Here is a 14,686-nt window from a genome sequence, read left to right as displayed (position 1 = left end):
ATTTGATTGATATTTTTTTGATGTGTGACAGTTGGGGTGGGGAATGTGGGCTAAAATGCCCTGGAAGCAGCTAATGATAAGGGAATGAGAATAGTGAGAATGGATACATTCTAGAGGAAAATGGCTAGGATGCTTATAGTATAGGACTTGTGCTAGATTTAAAGTATTATTTCAATAACTTTAGGCAACTAAGGGAGATCGGAAGATAATAAGAAGTTGTAGTTCGTACTCAAATGCTGACAACAAGTGTTTCGAGTATTATCTGAGCATTCATTTATAGAGATAAAGATGGCTGAAAGTACTAATTTTAATTTATCTAGATATAACCCAGAAGCGATTGAGGAAAAATGGCAAAAAACATGGCTAGAACTTGGCTTAGATAAGACACCTATAGCTAGCAACAAGCCAAAATTTTACGCTTTATCTATGTTCCCTTATCCATCGGGCAGCCTACACATGGGTCACGTCCGTAATTATACGATTACAGATGTGATTGCCCGCCTCAAGCGAATGCAAGGGTATCGAGTAATACACCCAATGGGTTGGGATGCCTTTGGCTTGCCAGCAGAAAATGCCGCCATTGACCGTGGTGTACCTCCAGCAAAGTGGACTTATGAAAATATGGCCCAGATGCGGCAGCAATTGCAGCGTCTTGGTTTATCCATCGATTGGGAATGCGAACTTGCCACCTGTTCACCTGATTATTACAAATGGACACAATGGATTTTCTTGCAGTTTTTGCAAGCGGGGTTAGCTTATCAAAAAGAAGCAGCTGTAAACTGGGACCCCATTGACCAAACTGTATTGGCAAATGAGCAAGTTGATAACGAAGGACGTTCTTGGCGCAGTGGGGCAATAGTTGAGCGCAAATTATTGCGGCAGTGGTTTTTTAAGATTACTGATTACGCCGAAGAATTGCTCAATGACTTGGATAAGTTGACAGGTTGGCCGGAACGCGTCAAATTGATGCAGGCAAACTGGATTGGTAAATCTACAGGCGCTTACCTAGAATTTCCCATCGTTGGGATAGATGAAAAAATCGGCGTATACACCACACGTCCAGATACAGTTTATGGTGTCAGCTACTTAGTATTAGCACCAGAACATCCCTTAACAAAGCGCGTCACCACAAAAGAACAACAAGCGGCAGTAGAAGTCTTTATAAAAGAGGTTTCCAATCAAAGTGAGTTGGAACGTACCGCAGAAGACAAACCTAAGCGGGGTATCCCCACAGGTGGTAAGGCAATTAACCCGTTTACAGGGGAAGAAGTGCCTATTTGGATTGCTGACTATGTACTGTATGAGTATGGTACTGGGGCAGTGATGGGTGTACCAGCACACGATGTCCGAGATTTTAAGTTTGCTAAAAATTACGATTTGCCAATTGATTTTGTCATCGCTTCCCCAGATGATGTTGCAGGTTTTAACTTAACTCCAACATCAGAGATTGATCAAGTCTCACAACTCATTCAAATTGACTATAACGGGGCATACACTGAACCAGGAATTTTAATTAATTCTGGGGCTTTTACTGGTATTGCTTCCACAGATGCGAAACAAGCAATAATTGAATACGCCGAACAACAAGGTTTTGGTAAAGTGCGGGTGCAATATCGCTTGCGGGATTGGTTAATTTCGCGGCAGCGTTACTGGGGCGCACCGATACCTGTAATTCACTGTCCCAACTGTGGGATAGTGCCAGTTCCTGATAAAGATTTGCCAGTACAGTTGCCGGAAGAGGTGGAATTTACTGGACGTGGCGGTTCACCTTTGGCTCAGTTAGAAAGCTGGGTAAATGTGCCTTGTCCAACTTGTGGCACTCCGGCGAAGCGGGAAACTGATACGATGGATACTTTTATTGATTCCTCGTGGTATTTCTTGCGTTTCCCTGACGCTAAGAATGAACAACAGGTTTTTGATTCGAGTAAAATTAACGACTGGATGCCAGTTGATCAGTACGTAGGTGGGATTGAACACGCGATTTTACATTTGTTGTATTCGCGGTTCTTTACTAAGGTTCTGCGGGACAGAGGGTTACTGAACTTTGACGAACCGTTCCAACGCCTGTTAACTCAAGGTATGGTACAGGGTTTAACTTACCTAAATCCCAACAAGGGCGGTAAAGATAAATGGATTCCTTCTAATCTGGTAAATTCTGCTGACCCCCGTGACCCTCAGACAGGCGAACCATTACAACGTCTCTACGCTACCATGTCTAAGTCAAAGGGTAACGGTGTCGCACCAGAAGATGTAATTTCCAAATACGGTGTAGATACAGCGCGGATGTTCATCTTGTTCAAAGCGCCGCCAGAAAAAGACCTGGAATGGGATGAAGCCGATGTGGAAGGACAATTCCGCTTTTTAAATCGGGTTTGGCGTTTGGTGACAGATTATATTGCGGCTGGGGTATCTCGTAAGAAAGCCCAATCTGATTTAACTAAGACAGAAAAGGAATTGCGGCGAGCGATTCACACGGCTATTCAAGCGGTGACGGAAGACGTGGAAGACGAATATCAATTCAACACAGCTATTTCAGAATTGATGAAGTTGAGTAATGCCTTAACTGATGCTGACGCGAAAAATTCACTAATTTATGCAGAAGGTATTCGGACTTTGGTGGTATTACTAGCACCCTTTGCACCACACATTGCTGATGAATTGTGGCATTTGTTGGGTAAAAGTGATTCAGTTCACACTCAAACTTGGCCATCATTTGACCCTGTTGCTTTGATAGCTGATGAAATCACTTTAGTGATTCAAATTATGGGTAAAACTCGCGGCTCGATTCAAGTACCAGCACAAGCAGATAAAGCAGCGTTGGAGAAATATGCCCGTGAATCAGAAATTGCCCAGCGTTACATTGAGGGTAAAGAGATCAAAAAGGTCATTGTGGTGCCTGGAAAGTTGGTGAATTTTGTAATCAGCTAAGTACAGCTTTGCCTAAAATCGTGGCGAATTGAGGGTTGAAATTTAAACGCAAAGGGAAGGCAGCGCAGTCTTGGGGGTTTCCACGCCACTTGCTTTATGCCGGGGAACTCGTCCACCGCAGTGGCTCCCCATGAGCGACTGCCGTCGCAGAGGGAAGCGCAGAGGGACGCTGAGAATTGAGTTGAAGCGATCGCGGTTATCGTTTTTGGTTGAGACTCGGCTAGTAGTCTGTCAAGCGTTTATTTAGGTTGCAGCTATGCGATCGCTCGAAGAAAGCGCTTCACGCAAAATGGTAGCATTTGTGTTTGTGCGATCGCTTTGCTGGTACTACTTATGGCCGAAAATAAAATTGTAAATGTAGCTTGACAAAACATCAGAGGATTTACATGCGTGACATTCAAAGAGTTAGAACAACAACTTCTTGCCCTCAGTCATGGTGAAAAATTGCAGGCTATACAGTTACTTGCTCAAAGTCTCGGCAACAATTGGCAAGGAATTGAGAAAACTCCTAGAGTCTGTGGTGGAGAGGCTCGCATCACTAAAACTCGTATTCCCGTCTGGGTATTTGTGGAAGCTCGCCGTCTTGGATATAGTGATGCTGACCTTTTGACGAGCTATCCAACTATTACAGCTATAGATTTAGCTAATGCTTGAGTATATGCAGAAGCTCATCCCGATGAAATCGAATTAGCAATTGAGCGTAATCAGGTAGCCTAGTCGATGGTACGGTTTTATGCAGATGAACAGTTTCCCTTTCCAGTTGTGGAATTATTACGCGCTTTGGGGCATGATGTTTTGACAGTTCAAGAAGCAGAAAATGCAGACCAAGGTATACCTGATGAGGAAGTGCTAGCATTTGCCATAAGTCAAGAACGCTCAATATTAACTATCAATAGAGTTGATTTTATCCCTTTGCATCGTCGTGATTATAAGCACTTCGATATTATTGTTTGCACGAACAATCGTAATTGGGAACAGTTTGCAGCACGCATAGATACGGCTGTGACAGCAGAAGAACCGTTACAAGGAAAACTAATTCGTGTGGTACGTCCAGTCACTTAAAAAGGTTTTGATGGAACACACGTATACTAAAGTCATAAAGCATCTGTTGCAAGAAGTATTGTAACAGTAGTTTCCTTCTCTGGTTGATGTGTATTTAAAAACATCTGTATGATCATCCAGTGAGTATGACTGTTTTATTTATACACGAAAATGCGCTTGAGAGTTTTGCTCACTCAAGCGCTTTCCCGTAAAAGCTTATACCAGCTCACTCGTTTGATGTAACATTTGAAATCTGCAACACTCCCTTAGGAGAGAGCATTGCGGGGATAACTTGTGACAAACATGTGGTGAAATGGTATCACTCCTTGCACTAACTAAGAATATCTCTTTTGCAAGAATACCGGGGATCTGGTGAGTGACAGTTTATGAACTGAACACTAGTTAAAAACGACTCATCGTGAATGGTAACTAACAAAACTAAGCACGATTGTAGCAATTTTGTAAGTATAGTATAAAAAATTATAGTTTCTTAGCGTAGGCATCGCCGACCTCTAAGTGTAGTTTCACAATGTGCAGCAATTAGTAGCATAAATATCTCAACTTCGGCGGCAAATAAACCATAAACCATCAATAGAGAATCGCCATCTAGTAAGCCAGAGAAGTCTTGAGTATTAGCATTGAAGCGATTTTGACTGAAATAAATCATCACCGACTCCATAGATGGAGGTATTCTTTAGAGAATGGCAACCCAATCACCAATCTTCGACCCAAACAGATTGAAAACTTTGGTTTGGGTATCTTCTATCTCTTAACAAACGGTGTCATCTTACTCTTGGGCATAATGTAGGCCGTTACTTCCTTCGTTGAAGCAAAACGCAGCTTTCTCACCGACGATTCCCGCGATATTGAAAAGGATTTCGCGTGTTTCTATAAAAAAAACAGAAGCAGATTATGGGTAAGATTTAAGAATTCATCATACCAGTACCTAAAATTGCGAGAGTCTAGATAGACGCTTCACCATTAGCTAAAATAGTCACTTCCCTACGAGCAGACACCCTAACCTGGTATCTAAGTATGTGGTAAGATTGCCTAGAACAGAGGTTTCATCTGAGTTCGAGTCTCGTATAAATTGCAAAGGTCAAGCTGACCGATGATTAACTCCCACGATACTTTTCCTATAGATTTGGAAAATATACAACAAGGCTGGTGACAAACTGAGTGGAATTTGTAGATGAATATCTAAGATTTTCTACCAGACTTAACCAACTTCCCACAATTTTGACTTTTATTTGACTTTTAGGATACACACATGAACGATAAGCTGATGCTGATGATTCCAGGCCCAACCCCGGTGCCAGAAGCTGCGTTACTGGCATTAGCCAAGCATCCGATTGGACACCGTACTAGTGAATTTAGCAACATATTGGCAGAGGTGACGGAAAACCTCAAGTGGCTGCACCAAACCCAAAGTGATGTGCTGACGCTGAATGTCAGTGGTACGGGTGCTGTAGAAGCCGCAATAATTAATTTTCTCTCTCGGGGCGATCGCATTTTAGTTGGTTCTAATGGTAAATTTGGCGAACGCTGGGTAGAAGTTGGTCAAGCCTACGGTTTAAATGTAGAAGAAGTTAAGGTGGAATGGGGAAAACCCTTAGACCCCGCAGTATTTGCCGAAAAACTCCAAGCAGATACTCAAAAGCAAATCAAAGCCGTAATCATTACCCACAGCGAAACCTCGACGGGTGTGTTGAATGACCTAGAAGCCATCAACCGCCACGTCAAAGAACACGGTGAAGCTTTAATTATCGTTGATGCCGTGACGAGCTTGGGTGCGTTCAATCTACCCGTGGATGCTTGGGGTTTGGATGTAGTCGCCTCCGGTTCCCAAAAAGGTTATATGATTCCGCCAGGATTGGGTTTTGTCTCTGTCAGCCCCAAAGCTTGGGAAGCTTACAAAACTGCGAAGCTACCAAAATATTATTTGGACTTAGGCAAATATCGCAAAGCCACAGCCAAAAATACAACTCCATTTACTCCGCCTGTGAACCTGATTGTAGCGTTGCACACCACGTTACGAATCATGAAAGAGGAAGGTTTGGAGTCAATATTTGATCGACACGAACGGCTCAAGAATGCTACCCGCGCAGGTATTCAAGGGTTAAATTTACCCTTGTTTGCAGCAGATAGTTCCGCTAGTCCGGCGATTACAGCTGTAGCACCACAGGGAATTGAACCGGATAAGATTCGGTCATTGATGAAAAAACGCTTTGATATTGCCCTTGCAGGTGGTCAAGACCATTTGAGTAATAAGATTTTCCGCATTGGTCACTTGGGTTTTGTGAGCGATCGCGATATCCTCAGCTGTATAGCATCCTTAGAAGTTACCCTAACAGAACTTGGCTACGAAGGCTTTACCCCTGGATCTGGTATAGCAGCAGCAGTTAGAGTGTTTAGTCAGTCCTGAGTACCGAGTGCTCAGTATTGTTATTTATACTCAGCACTAAATCAAAAGTGCGAGTTGATAAGCTAATCTTATTAATTTGCATACAATCAATAGCTAAGAGGCTAGCACGATTGGGTTTCCCCATTTTGAATTTTGAATTTTGAATGCTTACCTATGCTGTCTCTAGCCAATCATAAATTTTTTCTAACTGCTCTAGAGTAATCAACCCATACTGCCAAAGAATCATTGCCAAAGGGCCTGGATCTTGCTCCCGATGGCGAAGCGCCACCGCCAGTGATGCTGTGGAAATTGCCAAATCTTCTTGTAAAAAATGAATCATTCGAGAATATTTTGATGGTGACATTTGTATCTCACCTCCTTGTAGAGAATGTATTGTCATATATCAGTTCACCATTGCTCGGTAGCCAGTAGCCAGTAGTCAGTATTTCATCTGTCACTGTGCCGTTATCGGCTATACAGCTTAGCACAGTTTTTTTGATCGGCCTTTAGTAAAGGCTTTTGATAAAGGGTCTGAGAAATAGAAATTTTCGTACAAATCATCTGCTCGCTTCTTAAGCAGTATTTTTATTTAGTTAAGCTGGCTTCATCTTGTTTACTTTTGTGCCTTATTTAATTACACATGTAGTAACAAAGATTCCATAGCCTATACTCTCTTATTGGCGACTATTTACACTTGCGCCCAAGGGAATATTTTTGCAACCAAACCTTAAGACCGCGATTTCAGGTTGGAGACAGTAGAATTTTAGATTATTACCACAGTTTTTAAATGGTAGCGTTACAGATGACTTTTTACCACAATACGTGATATTTTTTACAAAAAAAATATAGATTTCGATAGTACAGGCTCTCAACAGAGAAACCACCCAAATCTTTATCCCCGCAAAGGTCCGAAGTCTCAAAACTCAATTTTGACAATATCACCCACTTTCAACTTCAATTCGGCAGCTCTTCCAGAGCGAAGTTCAATCACCTTATCGATTGGTGTATTGGAACCATAGGTAGGACAAGGCTCACTTGCACAAGGAGGTGCAGCAGCCTGAATATATTTAACTACACCGTTATGTAAAAATACCATATCCAAGGACACAGGTACATTCTTCATCCAGAAACTGACTGATTGTGCTGAAGGGAAGCCAAACAGCATCCCTCGGTCATCAGGCAAAGCTGGTCGATACATCAACCCCATCGCTTGCTGTTCTGGGGTCTGCGCGACCTCTAATTGAATCTTTGTGCCATTAGGAACAATAGCTTTAGCAGAAATTGGTAGTGTTTGACCTAAAGGTGCTGGAGTTTGAGAAGCAGAGGTGGGGGTGGGAGGTTTAGCTGTTGTTGGCGCAGAACAGCCCATCAGAAATATACTCAGCAACATCGAGAGCAAACTTAGCCGACAAGTCATATAGTTTTTTGATTTTGTAATTTAGATTTCAATTTTACAGAATTTACGCCGATTTGTATTTGAATAGACCAGCTTGTAGAGACGTTTGATGAAATGTCTCTAAGATTCTCTTAAAACGTAGCCGACACCGCGCACTGTCTGAATAAGGCGCTTTTGACCTTCATCTTCAATTTTTAACCGCAAGTAACGGATGTACACCTCAATTACATTCGACTCACCCAGAAAGTCGTAACCCCAAACATTTTCTAGAATTTGTTCGCGGGTTAACACCTCACGAGGATGTTCCATGAGGAATTTTAATAGTTCAAATTCCTTCATTGTCAAATCAATTGTCCGTCCGTTGTGTATAGCACGGCGAGTTGCTATGTCTAAAATTAAATCCCCAAAGCGTAACTGCTCCGTGGTATCTAAATCGGGTTTTAAGTAGAGGCGAATCAACTTCAAAAAGTCTTCTGAGCGGTAAGGCTTGAGGATGTAATCATCGGCTCCAGCTTCTAGACAAGCTACCCGATCATCAACTGTATCCCTTGCCATTAAAATCAACACAGGCGATCGCAGGCCAGTGCTTCTCAGATTTTTGCACAATGAGAGTCCTGATTCTCCTGCTAGCATCCGGTCTAAAACAATTAAAGCAGGCTGGCGATCGCGACAGTGTTGTAAGCCACTGGTCGCATCATGAGCCAAAATTGATTCATAGCCGGCTTCTTGCAAATCGCAAGAAAGCTGATTTGCTAGGCTCTCATCGGTTTCAATCACCAAAACACATGGACTTTGAGCAACTGTCATAACAATTTGAGATATTGGATTTGGGGTTGTAAAGATATTCCAGAGAAAATCTTTACATCAGTTAAAAGTGCAATTACGAGTTTTTAGTGATGGAGCAATCCTGATTTGACTACGCTGCTAAGAATCTTTTAGCACGTTCAGGTGTCAGCCATCGAATTCTCCAATGCAATCTTAATAACTACCTCCAAATACCATCCATACAGCAGTAGTTGTGGAAGGAAATCACCAAACTGGGCATTTGGCATTGTTAAAAAGGCAAGTGAACAAACAGAAAATTCTTTCCCATGCCCCATGCCCCATGCCCCATGCCCCATGCCCAATACCTACGGCAATTCTACCGAAGTTGGTTTGGCGATATGCGGTAAACCCCAACCTAATTTTTCTCGCAAAATTCGGAAAAACTCAGGCGGTTGCAAGCGGATAAATCGCACACTATATTGCGATCGCTCCATATAAACTCTATCCTCTGGTAGGATATAGCACCCGCCATTACCATCTACCACCATCACCAGCCGAGGAATATTTACTGGGTAGATATTCACCGATTCGGTATCTGGAAATACCAATGCTCTAGAAGCTAGGGAATGAGGACAAATGGGTACTAGCTGTAAAACAGGTACGCCAGGAGTTACCACTGGACCACCAGCACTCAATGAGTAAGCTGTAGAACCAGTAGGCGTAGAAACAATCACACCATCCGCCGCAATATCTACTGGCGCATGACGCCCTATGGCAATTTCAAAATGGCACATAGAGGTCAAAGGTTCCCGGTGCAGCACCATTTCATTCAAGCAGAGGGCTTCCCACAGTACTGAATCTCCCCGAAACACTTTGACGGTGAGCATAGCTCGTTCTTCAATTTCATACTCACCCGCCATCGCCTGTTCTAGTGCTTGGGGCAATTGATTCAAGAAAGTTTCTGTCAAAAATCCCATGTGGCCGGTATTCACTGTGAGCAGTGGAATACCACAGGGGGCTACTTGACGAGACGCTGCTAAAACAGTGCCGTCTCCCCCTAATACCACTGCAAACTTCATATCTGAATCAAAACCAGGAGGCGTCAGACCGTCAATGGGAGTGTGGCACACAGGACTCTCAGGCGTAGAGTAGCCCAGTATTCCACCGATACTAGATGTGATACATACATTCCAACCGGCTGCGGTTAGCTTGTCTTTCAACTCGATAGCGACGCGACCCGCTATCGGTTTAATGTCATTGTAGATAATGCCTGCTTTCGGCACACTCAAATATCCAAATTTAGGCGATGCTCTGTATTATGTAATCCTTACACATTTTTGGTCATCTAGTCATAAATCTAGAGTCAAATGTCCAGAATCTAGAGTTTAATGACTAATGGCTGTTTTGTAATGACTATTGACTATTGACTTTTGAAGACTGTTTAAAAGGAGTTTTTTTAGGTTTCTGCTTCTTGCTTTTATTTTTCTGGTAGTCTAACTCTTTGAGCTTCTTCATGATTCGGCTGAAGTACTCTTGTAGATAGCTTTCTAGGGTTGTGGTTTGTTGCTGATCTAAGCCAAAAACTGTGTATACTTCATCCATTGAGGCATTTAATTGTTTACCACTAGCCAAAACTTCTGTAAACGCTAGCCTGTCCGCAACGTTCCATCCCCACTGAAAGAACCGCATTAAGCCCCGCACAGCACGCAGTAAGTTTATTGGCATCCGCGTTACCCTGGCATCTTTTCCAGATAAGCGTTCGCACAGGTTGATAATTTCTTCTGCACTCCATGCACGAGTACCGACTACAGGAAAAGCTTGATTTTCCGTTTCCGGCACACTCAATGCACGGATTGCAAACTTCGCAACGTCCTGAGTATCCATATAGGCGATGGGAGAAGAATTACCAGTTACCCAAACTGGCTGTGCTTCCAAAATCGGAATCCCATACTGACCGATTAACCCTTGCATAAAACCAGCTAGCCGCAAAATGGTATAATTCAAGCCTGACTCAGCTAAGAATAGTTCTGTACATCGCTTAATTTCCATTAGCGGTACTTCTGGGTATTTATCGGCATCCAAAATTGAAAAGAAGATAAAACGCTCTACACCTGCTGCAATTGCTGCTTGAATTAATGCTACTTTGCCGTCCCAGTCCACTTGTTTGATACTCAGTGAATCTGTAGGGCGAGATGTTGATGCATCAATAACTTGGGTTACACCAACTAAAGCTTCCGCTAGGCTTTCGGGATAACGCAAATTTCCTGGTACCAGTTCTGCACCCCATTCTTTGAGAAAAGCTGCTTTTTTGCTACTCCGCACGAGGCAGCGTACTTTATATCCTTCATCGATTGCACGACGAGCCACTTGTCTTCCTAATGTGCCAGTGGCACCGATGATTAATAATGTCATGAGGGTTGTAATAAATTTTAATGTTTTATGAAAAGAATGTTATCAGGATAACCTATGCAAACAAAACTTTACATCTTTTCTCAGAAAATCTATTTATTTGGATAGACTCATGGGAAAATCACTGTCCGGTTAACGGACAAGCTTTTTTCCCAGTTAGCGAAAAGTATGAACGCCGACTTGGGGCGAACAGAACTTTTCCATCAAAAAAGGGAGTGGGGATTAGGGGCAATGGGGAATGGGGAGAATAATAATTCTTAACTCCTGTACAGACGCGATTAATCGCGTCTCTCCTAACTCAGCACTCAATTATTCTTCTGAGCCTTGAATTTTCAGTAACAACGCGCCTAAAGCCCAGCCCACGAAGATTAAACCGAAGGATAATAGAGCTGCATTCAAAATTTCGCCGCCCATTGGTGTGATTCTCCTTATGCAAAGTGGTGTGTAAACTAGGTCTACCAGAAGCTTTTCAATAGTTGCTGTAGGATTAGACCTGTGTAAATAATTTTAAACTAGTTTAGCAGGTAATCCCTACTGGTTTGGGAGGCAATCCCTACTGTTGAGAGAAGCGAAGATGGGGAAATTAGGAAAATTTGATGATAATAATTATGAAGAAATTTTATGTACCAAAAGAATCAAGGTAATTTAATAAATTTTAGCAAAGAGAATCGTCCGCGTTTGGCGCTGACGCTGGGAGATCCGGCGGGGATTGGGCCGGAGGTGATTTTGAAAGCTTTAGCAGATGCAGAAATTAGTAAAAAATATGACGTTACACTGGTGGGTAATGGGGATTTGCTGGTACAAATTTATCGCAAATTGAATTTAACTGAGAATTTAGCACCTTTGGCAAATCCAGACGAGTTATCAGTCATCGATGTGGAGTTGGATGGGAAAATTAAAGCTGAAATTATCCCAGGAATAGGTAATGCGGCGAGTGGTGCGGCTAGTTTTGCGTATATGGAATCTGCGATCGCTCAAGCACTCGCTGGTAAATTTGATGCTATTGTCACCGGGCCGATCGCTAAATCTGCTTGGAAAACCGCCGGGTATAATTATCCAGGGCAAACTGAACTTTTGGCACAAAAATCAGGTGTTGACCGTTTTGGGATGTTATTTGTAGCGCGATCGCCCCATACTAATTGGACATTCCGCACCTTACTAGCCACCACACATATTCCCCTACGTCAAGTAGCCGATACATTGACACCGCAGTTGTTGACACAGAAATTAGATTTGCTGGTGGAGTGTTTGGAGAAAGATTTTGGTATAGAAAATGGGAGAATTGCGATCGCCGGGTTGAATCCCCACAGTGGCGAACAGGGACAACTTGGACATGAAGAACAGGATTGGTTAATTCCCTGGTTAGAGCAAGAGCGGGAAAAACGACCACAATTGCAGCTAGATGGGCCGATACCGCCAGATACGATGTGGGTTAAACCTGGTCAAGCTTGGTATGGAAATTCTTTAGTACAAAATCCTGCTGATGCTTATCTAGCACTTTACCACGACCAAGGCTTAATTCCTGTGAAGTTGATGGCGTTTGATCGGGCAGTTAATACTTCTATAGGTCTTCCTTTCGTTCGGACTTCACCAGATCATGGAACAGCGTTTGATATTGCAGGTAAGGGAATTGCTGATGCTACGAGTATGAAGGCAGCAATACATTTAGCAGCTGAGTTGGTTAGTCGAAGATTGGCGGTGGGTTGTGGTTAAAAGTTCTTTGTTGCAATATTTACTCGGAGTAATGCTTACTTGAATTTTGAAATTATCGGAGACATCACCAATATTGAAATAATTGCTGTTGGTAACTCCATTCGTGAACTAGAACGCTTGCGTAAAACTTATGGTTCAGTACGGTGGCGGAAACTTAAAGGCTTTGCAACCATTAGCTTAGACGACGGAAGCATTTATGAAACTGAGTTACACTGGTATGAAGCCCACGGAATTGGTAAGAAAGAAATTAAAATAAAACGCTTTCTATAGGAGTCGTTATGCAGTCAGCGAACACAGAAACTCAATATGTTGTTTGCATTAGCAACAAAGATTATCATGCTTCTTTAGAAATTCGGAAAGTTTACCAGACTGTTCCTGATTCTGATGCTGTTAAGCACCGAATGATTAGAGTTATTGATGAATCAGGTGAAGACTATTTATATCCTAGCAATTATTTTGTATTGATTGAATTACCAAAAGCGGTTGCAGAAGCTTTTTCTCTAGCTAGTTAAATAATTCGTAATTCGTAATTAAGTTTTGCATTAGCGAGTCCGCGTTCGCTTCTAGCGTCTCGTAGAGAGCTTCTGGGGATTTGAACCCCAAACTTTGTTAAAATTTAATTATTCGTTGCAATGACTCTAAAATCTATTTCAAAAAATAGCTGCTACTCATCACCAAAGCTGCCTTGAATTATTATAACTTTATCATCGAAGCTATTTATTAGCTTCAAGTAAAGGCAATTTATAAATACCAGTCATCTGTTTTTCAGGCGACTGGTATTTATTTTTTTGTGCTTTTGTGCTTAGAGAAAAAAGAGGCTAACACCTAAAGTAAATGAGGAAAAGAAATAAAGAGTTGTACTCCAATAGTCGTGGAGTGGAATAGACTTTAAATATTTTTTCTGAACGCTTCGCGCTGAAGAAATAAAGAATAGGCTAACGCCTAGAGGGAATGAGGAAAAGAAATAAAGAGTTGTACTCCAATAGTCGTGGAGTGGAATAGATTTTAAATATTTTTTTCTGAACGCTTCGCGTGGATAGGGAGGTGTAATTAGTTTGATTTGCAGAGTTAAAATTTTCAGGAGTTAATAATGGATTTAGCTGAAATTAAAACTATTGAAGACTTTGGTTGCGATCTTAAAAGTCTTGATGACTTGCCCAACAATCATCAATCTGACATGAATTCAATGCGTTCTAGTAAGATTGCTTTTGATCGAACTCACAAATGGTTTGGAGATGGGGTAATACTAGTACACCCTGCCGTAATTAAGAAAGGACATTGGGATGAGACGGTTAATCGACTTGGCGATCGCATTTTTCCAGGATGGAATTCTGCCTTACTCTGCCATTATCCTCCAGGTGTTGGCATGAAACGACACCGTGACCACCCCGTTTTTGAACCTCTAGTAGCATTAGTCAATATTGGACGTGCTACTTTCCGCATTGATACTCAAGGGTATAGTAACGAATATCACCTTGAACATGGTCAGGTTATCAAGTTTTATTCTAATCTTCACCATGAACTACTTCCGGTTGTATCTGATCGCTGGTCTTTGTCCTTTCGCCGGATTAAACCACAGTCTCTACGGTTCTAAACTTATATAGTCCTTTTAATGTAAGGATTATGAGGCTGTTTTAGTATCGCTGATGTCACTCTATATTAAATCTTTGTAACTTGCGCTCCCATCGGAAATACAAACTTTCCCCATCCACCTCATCCATCTCTTCACTTTCATCAATGAGGTCTTGGTTTTTCTCTTCTAATTCGCGCATATACTGCCTGAGTATACCCCCAACAGCGATCGCTCTGGTTTTATGCAGTTGACGGGTTAGCTCTAAAAACCATTCTCTATCACCCACTAAATCTGACTCTTTCACCTGATACTTGAGAATTTCTGAGATGAGTAGTGAAGGGTTATGATGCTTTGCGATCGCGCTAGTACAGCTTGGCGGAAATAAACAGACTATTAGATAGCCAGGACTTTACCCTTGTAAGTCCACTTAAAAGGTTTAGCCATTGTTTTATTAAAG

General features: G+C 42.1%; 17 protein-coding genes. 8 read left to right on the top strand and 9 right to left on the bottom strand.

Going from position 1 to position 14,686, the window contains the following annotated elements; genetic code table 11:
• Window positions 1–288 precede the first annotated feature (288 nt).
• From leuS to V7K36_RS17310, 3 genes are all read left to right on the top strand, one after another.
• A complete protein-coding gene (gene leuS, locus V7K36_RS17320; RefSeq protein WP_335117707.1) occupies window positions 289–2,928 on the top strand; it encodes a leucine--tRNA ligase in 2,640 nt (879 codons plus the stop codon).
• 390 nt (window positions 2,929–3,318) lie between these two features.
• On the top strand, window positions 3,319–3,582 hold the full coding sequence (locus V7K36_RS17315) for a DUF433 domain-containing protein (protein ID WP_442948476.1): 264 nt from the start codon (window positions 3,319–3,321) through the stop codon (window positions 3,580–3,582).
• 66 nt (window positions 3,583–3,648) lie between these two features.
• Entirely contained in the window at window positions 3,649–3,990 is a 342-nt protein-coding gene (locus V7K36_RS17310; RefSeq protein WP_335117705.1) for a DUF5615 family PIN-like protein, read from the top strand.
• 469 nt (window positions 3,991–4,459) lie between these two features.
• Here V7K36_RS17310 and V7K36_RS17305 read toward each other — a convergent pair whose 3' ends face one another.
• Window positions 4,460–4,636 (bottom strand): hypothetical protein, encoded by a 177-nt coding sequence (locus V7K36_RS17305; protein ID WP_335117703.1) that lies wholly within the window; start codon window positions 4,634–4,636, stop codon window positions 4,460–4,462.
• A gap of 603 nt (window positions 4,637–5,239) precedes the next feature.
• Between V7K36_RS17305 and V7K36_RS17300 the strand changes: the two genes are divergently transcribed.
• Window positions 5,240–6,394: a pyridoxal-phosphate-dependent aminotransferase family protein gene (locus V7K36_RS17300; RefSeq protein ID WP_335117701.1), complete on the top strand. Its 1,155-nt coding sequence runs from the start codon at window positions 5,240–5,242 to the stop codon at window positions 6,392–6,394.
• 151 nt (window positions 6,395–6,545) lie between these two features.
• Here the strand turns inward: V7K36_RS17300 and V7K36_RS17295 are convergent, their stop codons facing one another.
• From V7K36_RS17295 to petM, 7 genes are all read right to left on the bottom strand, one after another.
• On the bottom strand, window positions 6,546–6,773 hold the full coding sequence (locus V7K36_RS17295) for a DUF2949 domain-containing protein (RefSeq protein ID WP_334830755.1): 228 nt from the start codon (window positions 6,771–6,773) through the stop codon (window positions 6,546–6,548).
• A 516-nt stretch (window positions 6,774–7,289) separates the two neighbouring features.
• Window positions 7,290–7,790: a DUF192 domain-containing protein gene (locus tag V7K36_RS17290; protein WP_335117699.1), complete on the bottom strand. Its 501-nt coding sequence runs from the start codon at window positions 7,788–7,790 to the stop codon at window positions 7,290–7,292.
• Between the two features lie 99 nt (window positions 7,791–7,889).
• Window positions 7,890–8,576 (bottom strand): response regulator transcription factor NblR, encoded by a 687-nt coding sequence (gene nblR / locus V7K36_RS17285; RefSeq protein WP_334830759.1) that lies wholly within the window; start codon window positions 8,574–8,576, stop codon window positions 7,890–7,892.
• Between the two features lie 137 nt (window positions 8,577–8,713).
• A complete protein-coding gene (locus V7K36_RS17280) occupies window positions 8,714–8,890 on the bottom strand; it encodes a hypothetical protein (RefSeq protein ID WP_335117697.1) in 177 nt (58 codons plus the stop codon).
• A gap of 9 nt (window positions 8,891–8,899) precedes the next feature.
• Window positions 8,900–9,817: an NAD(+) kinase gene (locus V7K36_RS17275; protein WP_335100100.1), complete on the bottom strand. Its 918-nt coding sequence runs from the start codon at window positions 9,815–9,817 to the stop codon at window positions 8,900–8,902.
• 130 nt (window positions 9,818–9,947) lie between these two features.
• Window positions 9,948–10,946 (bottom strand): SDR family oxidoreductase, encoded by a 999-nt coding sequence (locus tag V7K36_RS17270; RefSeq protein WP_334830764.1) that lies wholly within the window; start codon window positions 10,944–10,946, stop codon window positions 9,948–9,950.
• A 306-nt stretch (window positions 10,947–11,252) separates the two neighbouring features.
• Window positions 11,253–11,357: a cytochrome b6-f complex subunit PetM gene (gene petM / locus V7K36_RS17265; RefSeq protein WP_334830765.1), complete on the bottom strand. Its 105-nt coding sequence runs from the start codon at window positions 11,355–11,357 to the stop codon at window positions 11,253–11,255.
• A 207-nt stretch (window positions 11,358–11,564) separates the two neighbouring features.
• Here petM and pdxA point away from each other — a divergent pair, with 207 nt between their 5' ends.
• The 4 genes from pdxA to V7K36_RS17245 all read left to right on the top strand — a co-directional run bounded on the left by pdxA (window position 11,565) and on the right by V7K36_RS17245 (window position 14,250).
• The gene (gene pdxA, locus V7K36_RS17260) at window positions 11,565–12,656 is read left to right on the top strand and encodes a 4-hydroxythreonine-4-phosphate dehydrogenase PdxA (protein ID WP_335117695.1); all 1,092 of its coding nucleotides are present in this window, start codon (window positions 11,565–11,567) and stop codon (window positions 12,654–12,656) included.
• Between the two features lie 39 nt (window positions 12,657–12,695).
• Window positions 12,696–12,926: a hypothetical protein gene (locus tag V7K36_RS17255; protein ID WP_335117693.1), complete on the top strand. Its 231-nt coding sequence runs from the start codon at window positions 12,696–12,698 to the stop codon at window positions 12,924–12,926.
• An 8-nt stretch (window positions 12,927–12,934) separates the two neighbouring features.
• Window positions 12,935–13,168 (top strand): hypothetical protein, encoded by a 234-nt coding sequence (locus V7K36_RS17250; protein WP_335117691.1) that lies wholly within the window; start codon window positions 12,935–12,937, stop codon window positions 13,166–13,168.
• A gap of 578 nt (window positions 13,169–13,746) precedes the next feature.
• Window positions 13,747–14,250 carry a hypothetical protein gene (locus V7K36_RS17245; protein ID WP_335117688.1) on the top strand — a complete coding sequence of 168 codons (504 nt, stop codon included), beginning with the start codon at window positions 13,747–13,749 and terminating at the stop codon, window positions 14,248–14,250.
• Window positions 14,251–14,305: 55 nt separating this feature from the next.
• Here V7K36_RS17245 and V7K36_RS17240 read toward each other — a convergent pair whose 3' ends face one another.
• The gene (locus V7K36_RS17240) at window positions 14,306–14,587 is read right to left on the bottom strand and encodes a protein rep (protein WP_335117775.1); all 282 of its coding nucleotides are present in this window, start codon (window positions 14,585–14,587) and stop codon (window positions 14,306–14,308) included.
• Window positions 14,588–14,686: the final 99 nt, after the last annotated feature.

It is taken from the genome of Nostoc sp. (assembly GCF_036919555.1).
Taxonomy (GTDB): Bacteria; Cyanobacteriota; Cyanobacteriia; order Cyanobacteriales; family Nostocaceae; genus Nostoc.
Note: the sequence above shows the minus strand (reverse complement) of the source record. Positions and strands in the feature narration are given on the sequence as shown.

Coding starts and splice junctions, on each gene's coding strand:
- V7K36_RS17250 (WP_335117691.1), top strand. CDS start 12,935: ATGCAGTCAGCGAACACAGAAACTCAATATGTTGTTTGCATTAGCAAC.
- petM (WP_334830765.1), bottom strand. CDS start 11,357: ATGGGCGGCGAAATTTTGAATGCAGCTCTATTATCCTTCGGTTTAATC.
- V7K36_RS17310 (WP_335117705.1), top strand. CDS start 3,649: ATGGTACGGTTTTATGCAGATGAACAGTTTCCCTTTCCAGTTGTGGAA.
- V7K36_RS17300 (WP_335117701.1), top strand. CDS start 5,240: ATGAACGATAAGCTGATGCTGATGATTCCAGGCCCAACCCCGGTGCCA.
- V7K36_RS17305 (WP_335117703.1), bottom strand. CDS start 4,636: ATGATTTATTTCAGTCAAAATCGCTTCAATGCTAATACTCAAGACTTC.
- V7K36_RS17295 (WP_334830755.1), bottom strand. CDS start 6,773: ATGACAATACATTCTCTACAAGGAGGTGAGATACAAATGTCACCATCA.
- V7K36_RS17280 (WP_335117697.1), bottom strand. CDS start 8,890: ATGGGGCATGGGGCATGGGGCATGGGGCATGGGAAAGAATTTTCTGTT.
- V7K36_RS17270 (WP_334830764.1), bottom strand. CDS start 10,946: ATGACATTATTAATCATCGGTGCCACTGGCACATTAGGAAGACAAGTG.
- leuS (WP_335117707.1), top strand. CDS start 289: ATGGCTGAAAGTACTAATTTTAATTTATCTAGATATAACCCAGAAGCG.
- nblR (WP_334830759.1), bottom strand. CDS start 8,576: ATGACAGTTGCTCAAAGTCCATGTGTTTTGGTGATTGAAACCGATGAG.
- pdxA (WP_335117695.1), top strand. CDS start 11,565: ATGTACCAAAAGAATCAAGGTAATTTAATAAATTTTAGCAAAGAGAAT.
- V7K36_RS17245 (WP_335117688.1), top strand. CDS start 13,747: ATGGATTTAGCTGAAATTAAAACTATTGAAGACTTTGGTTGCGATCTT.
- V7K36_RS17290 (WP_335117699.1), bottom strand. CDS start 7,790: ATGACTTGTCGGCTAAGTTTGCTCTCGATGTTGCTGAGTATATTTCTG.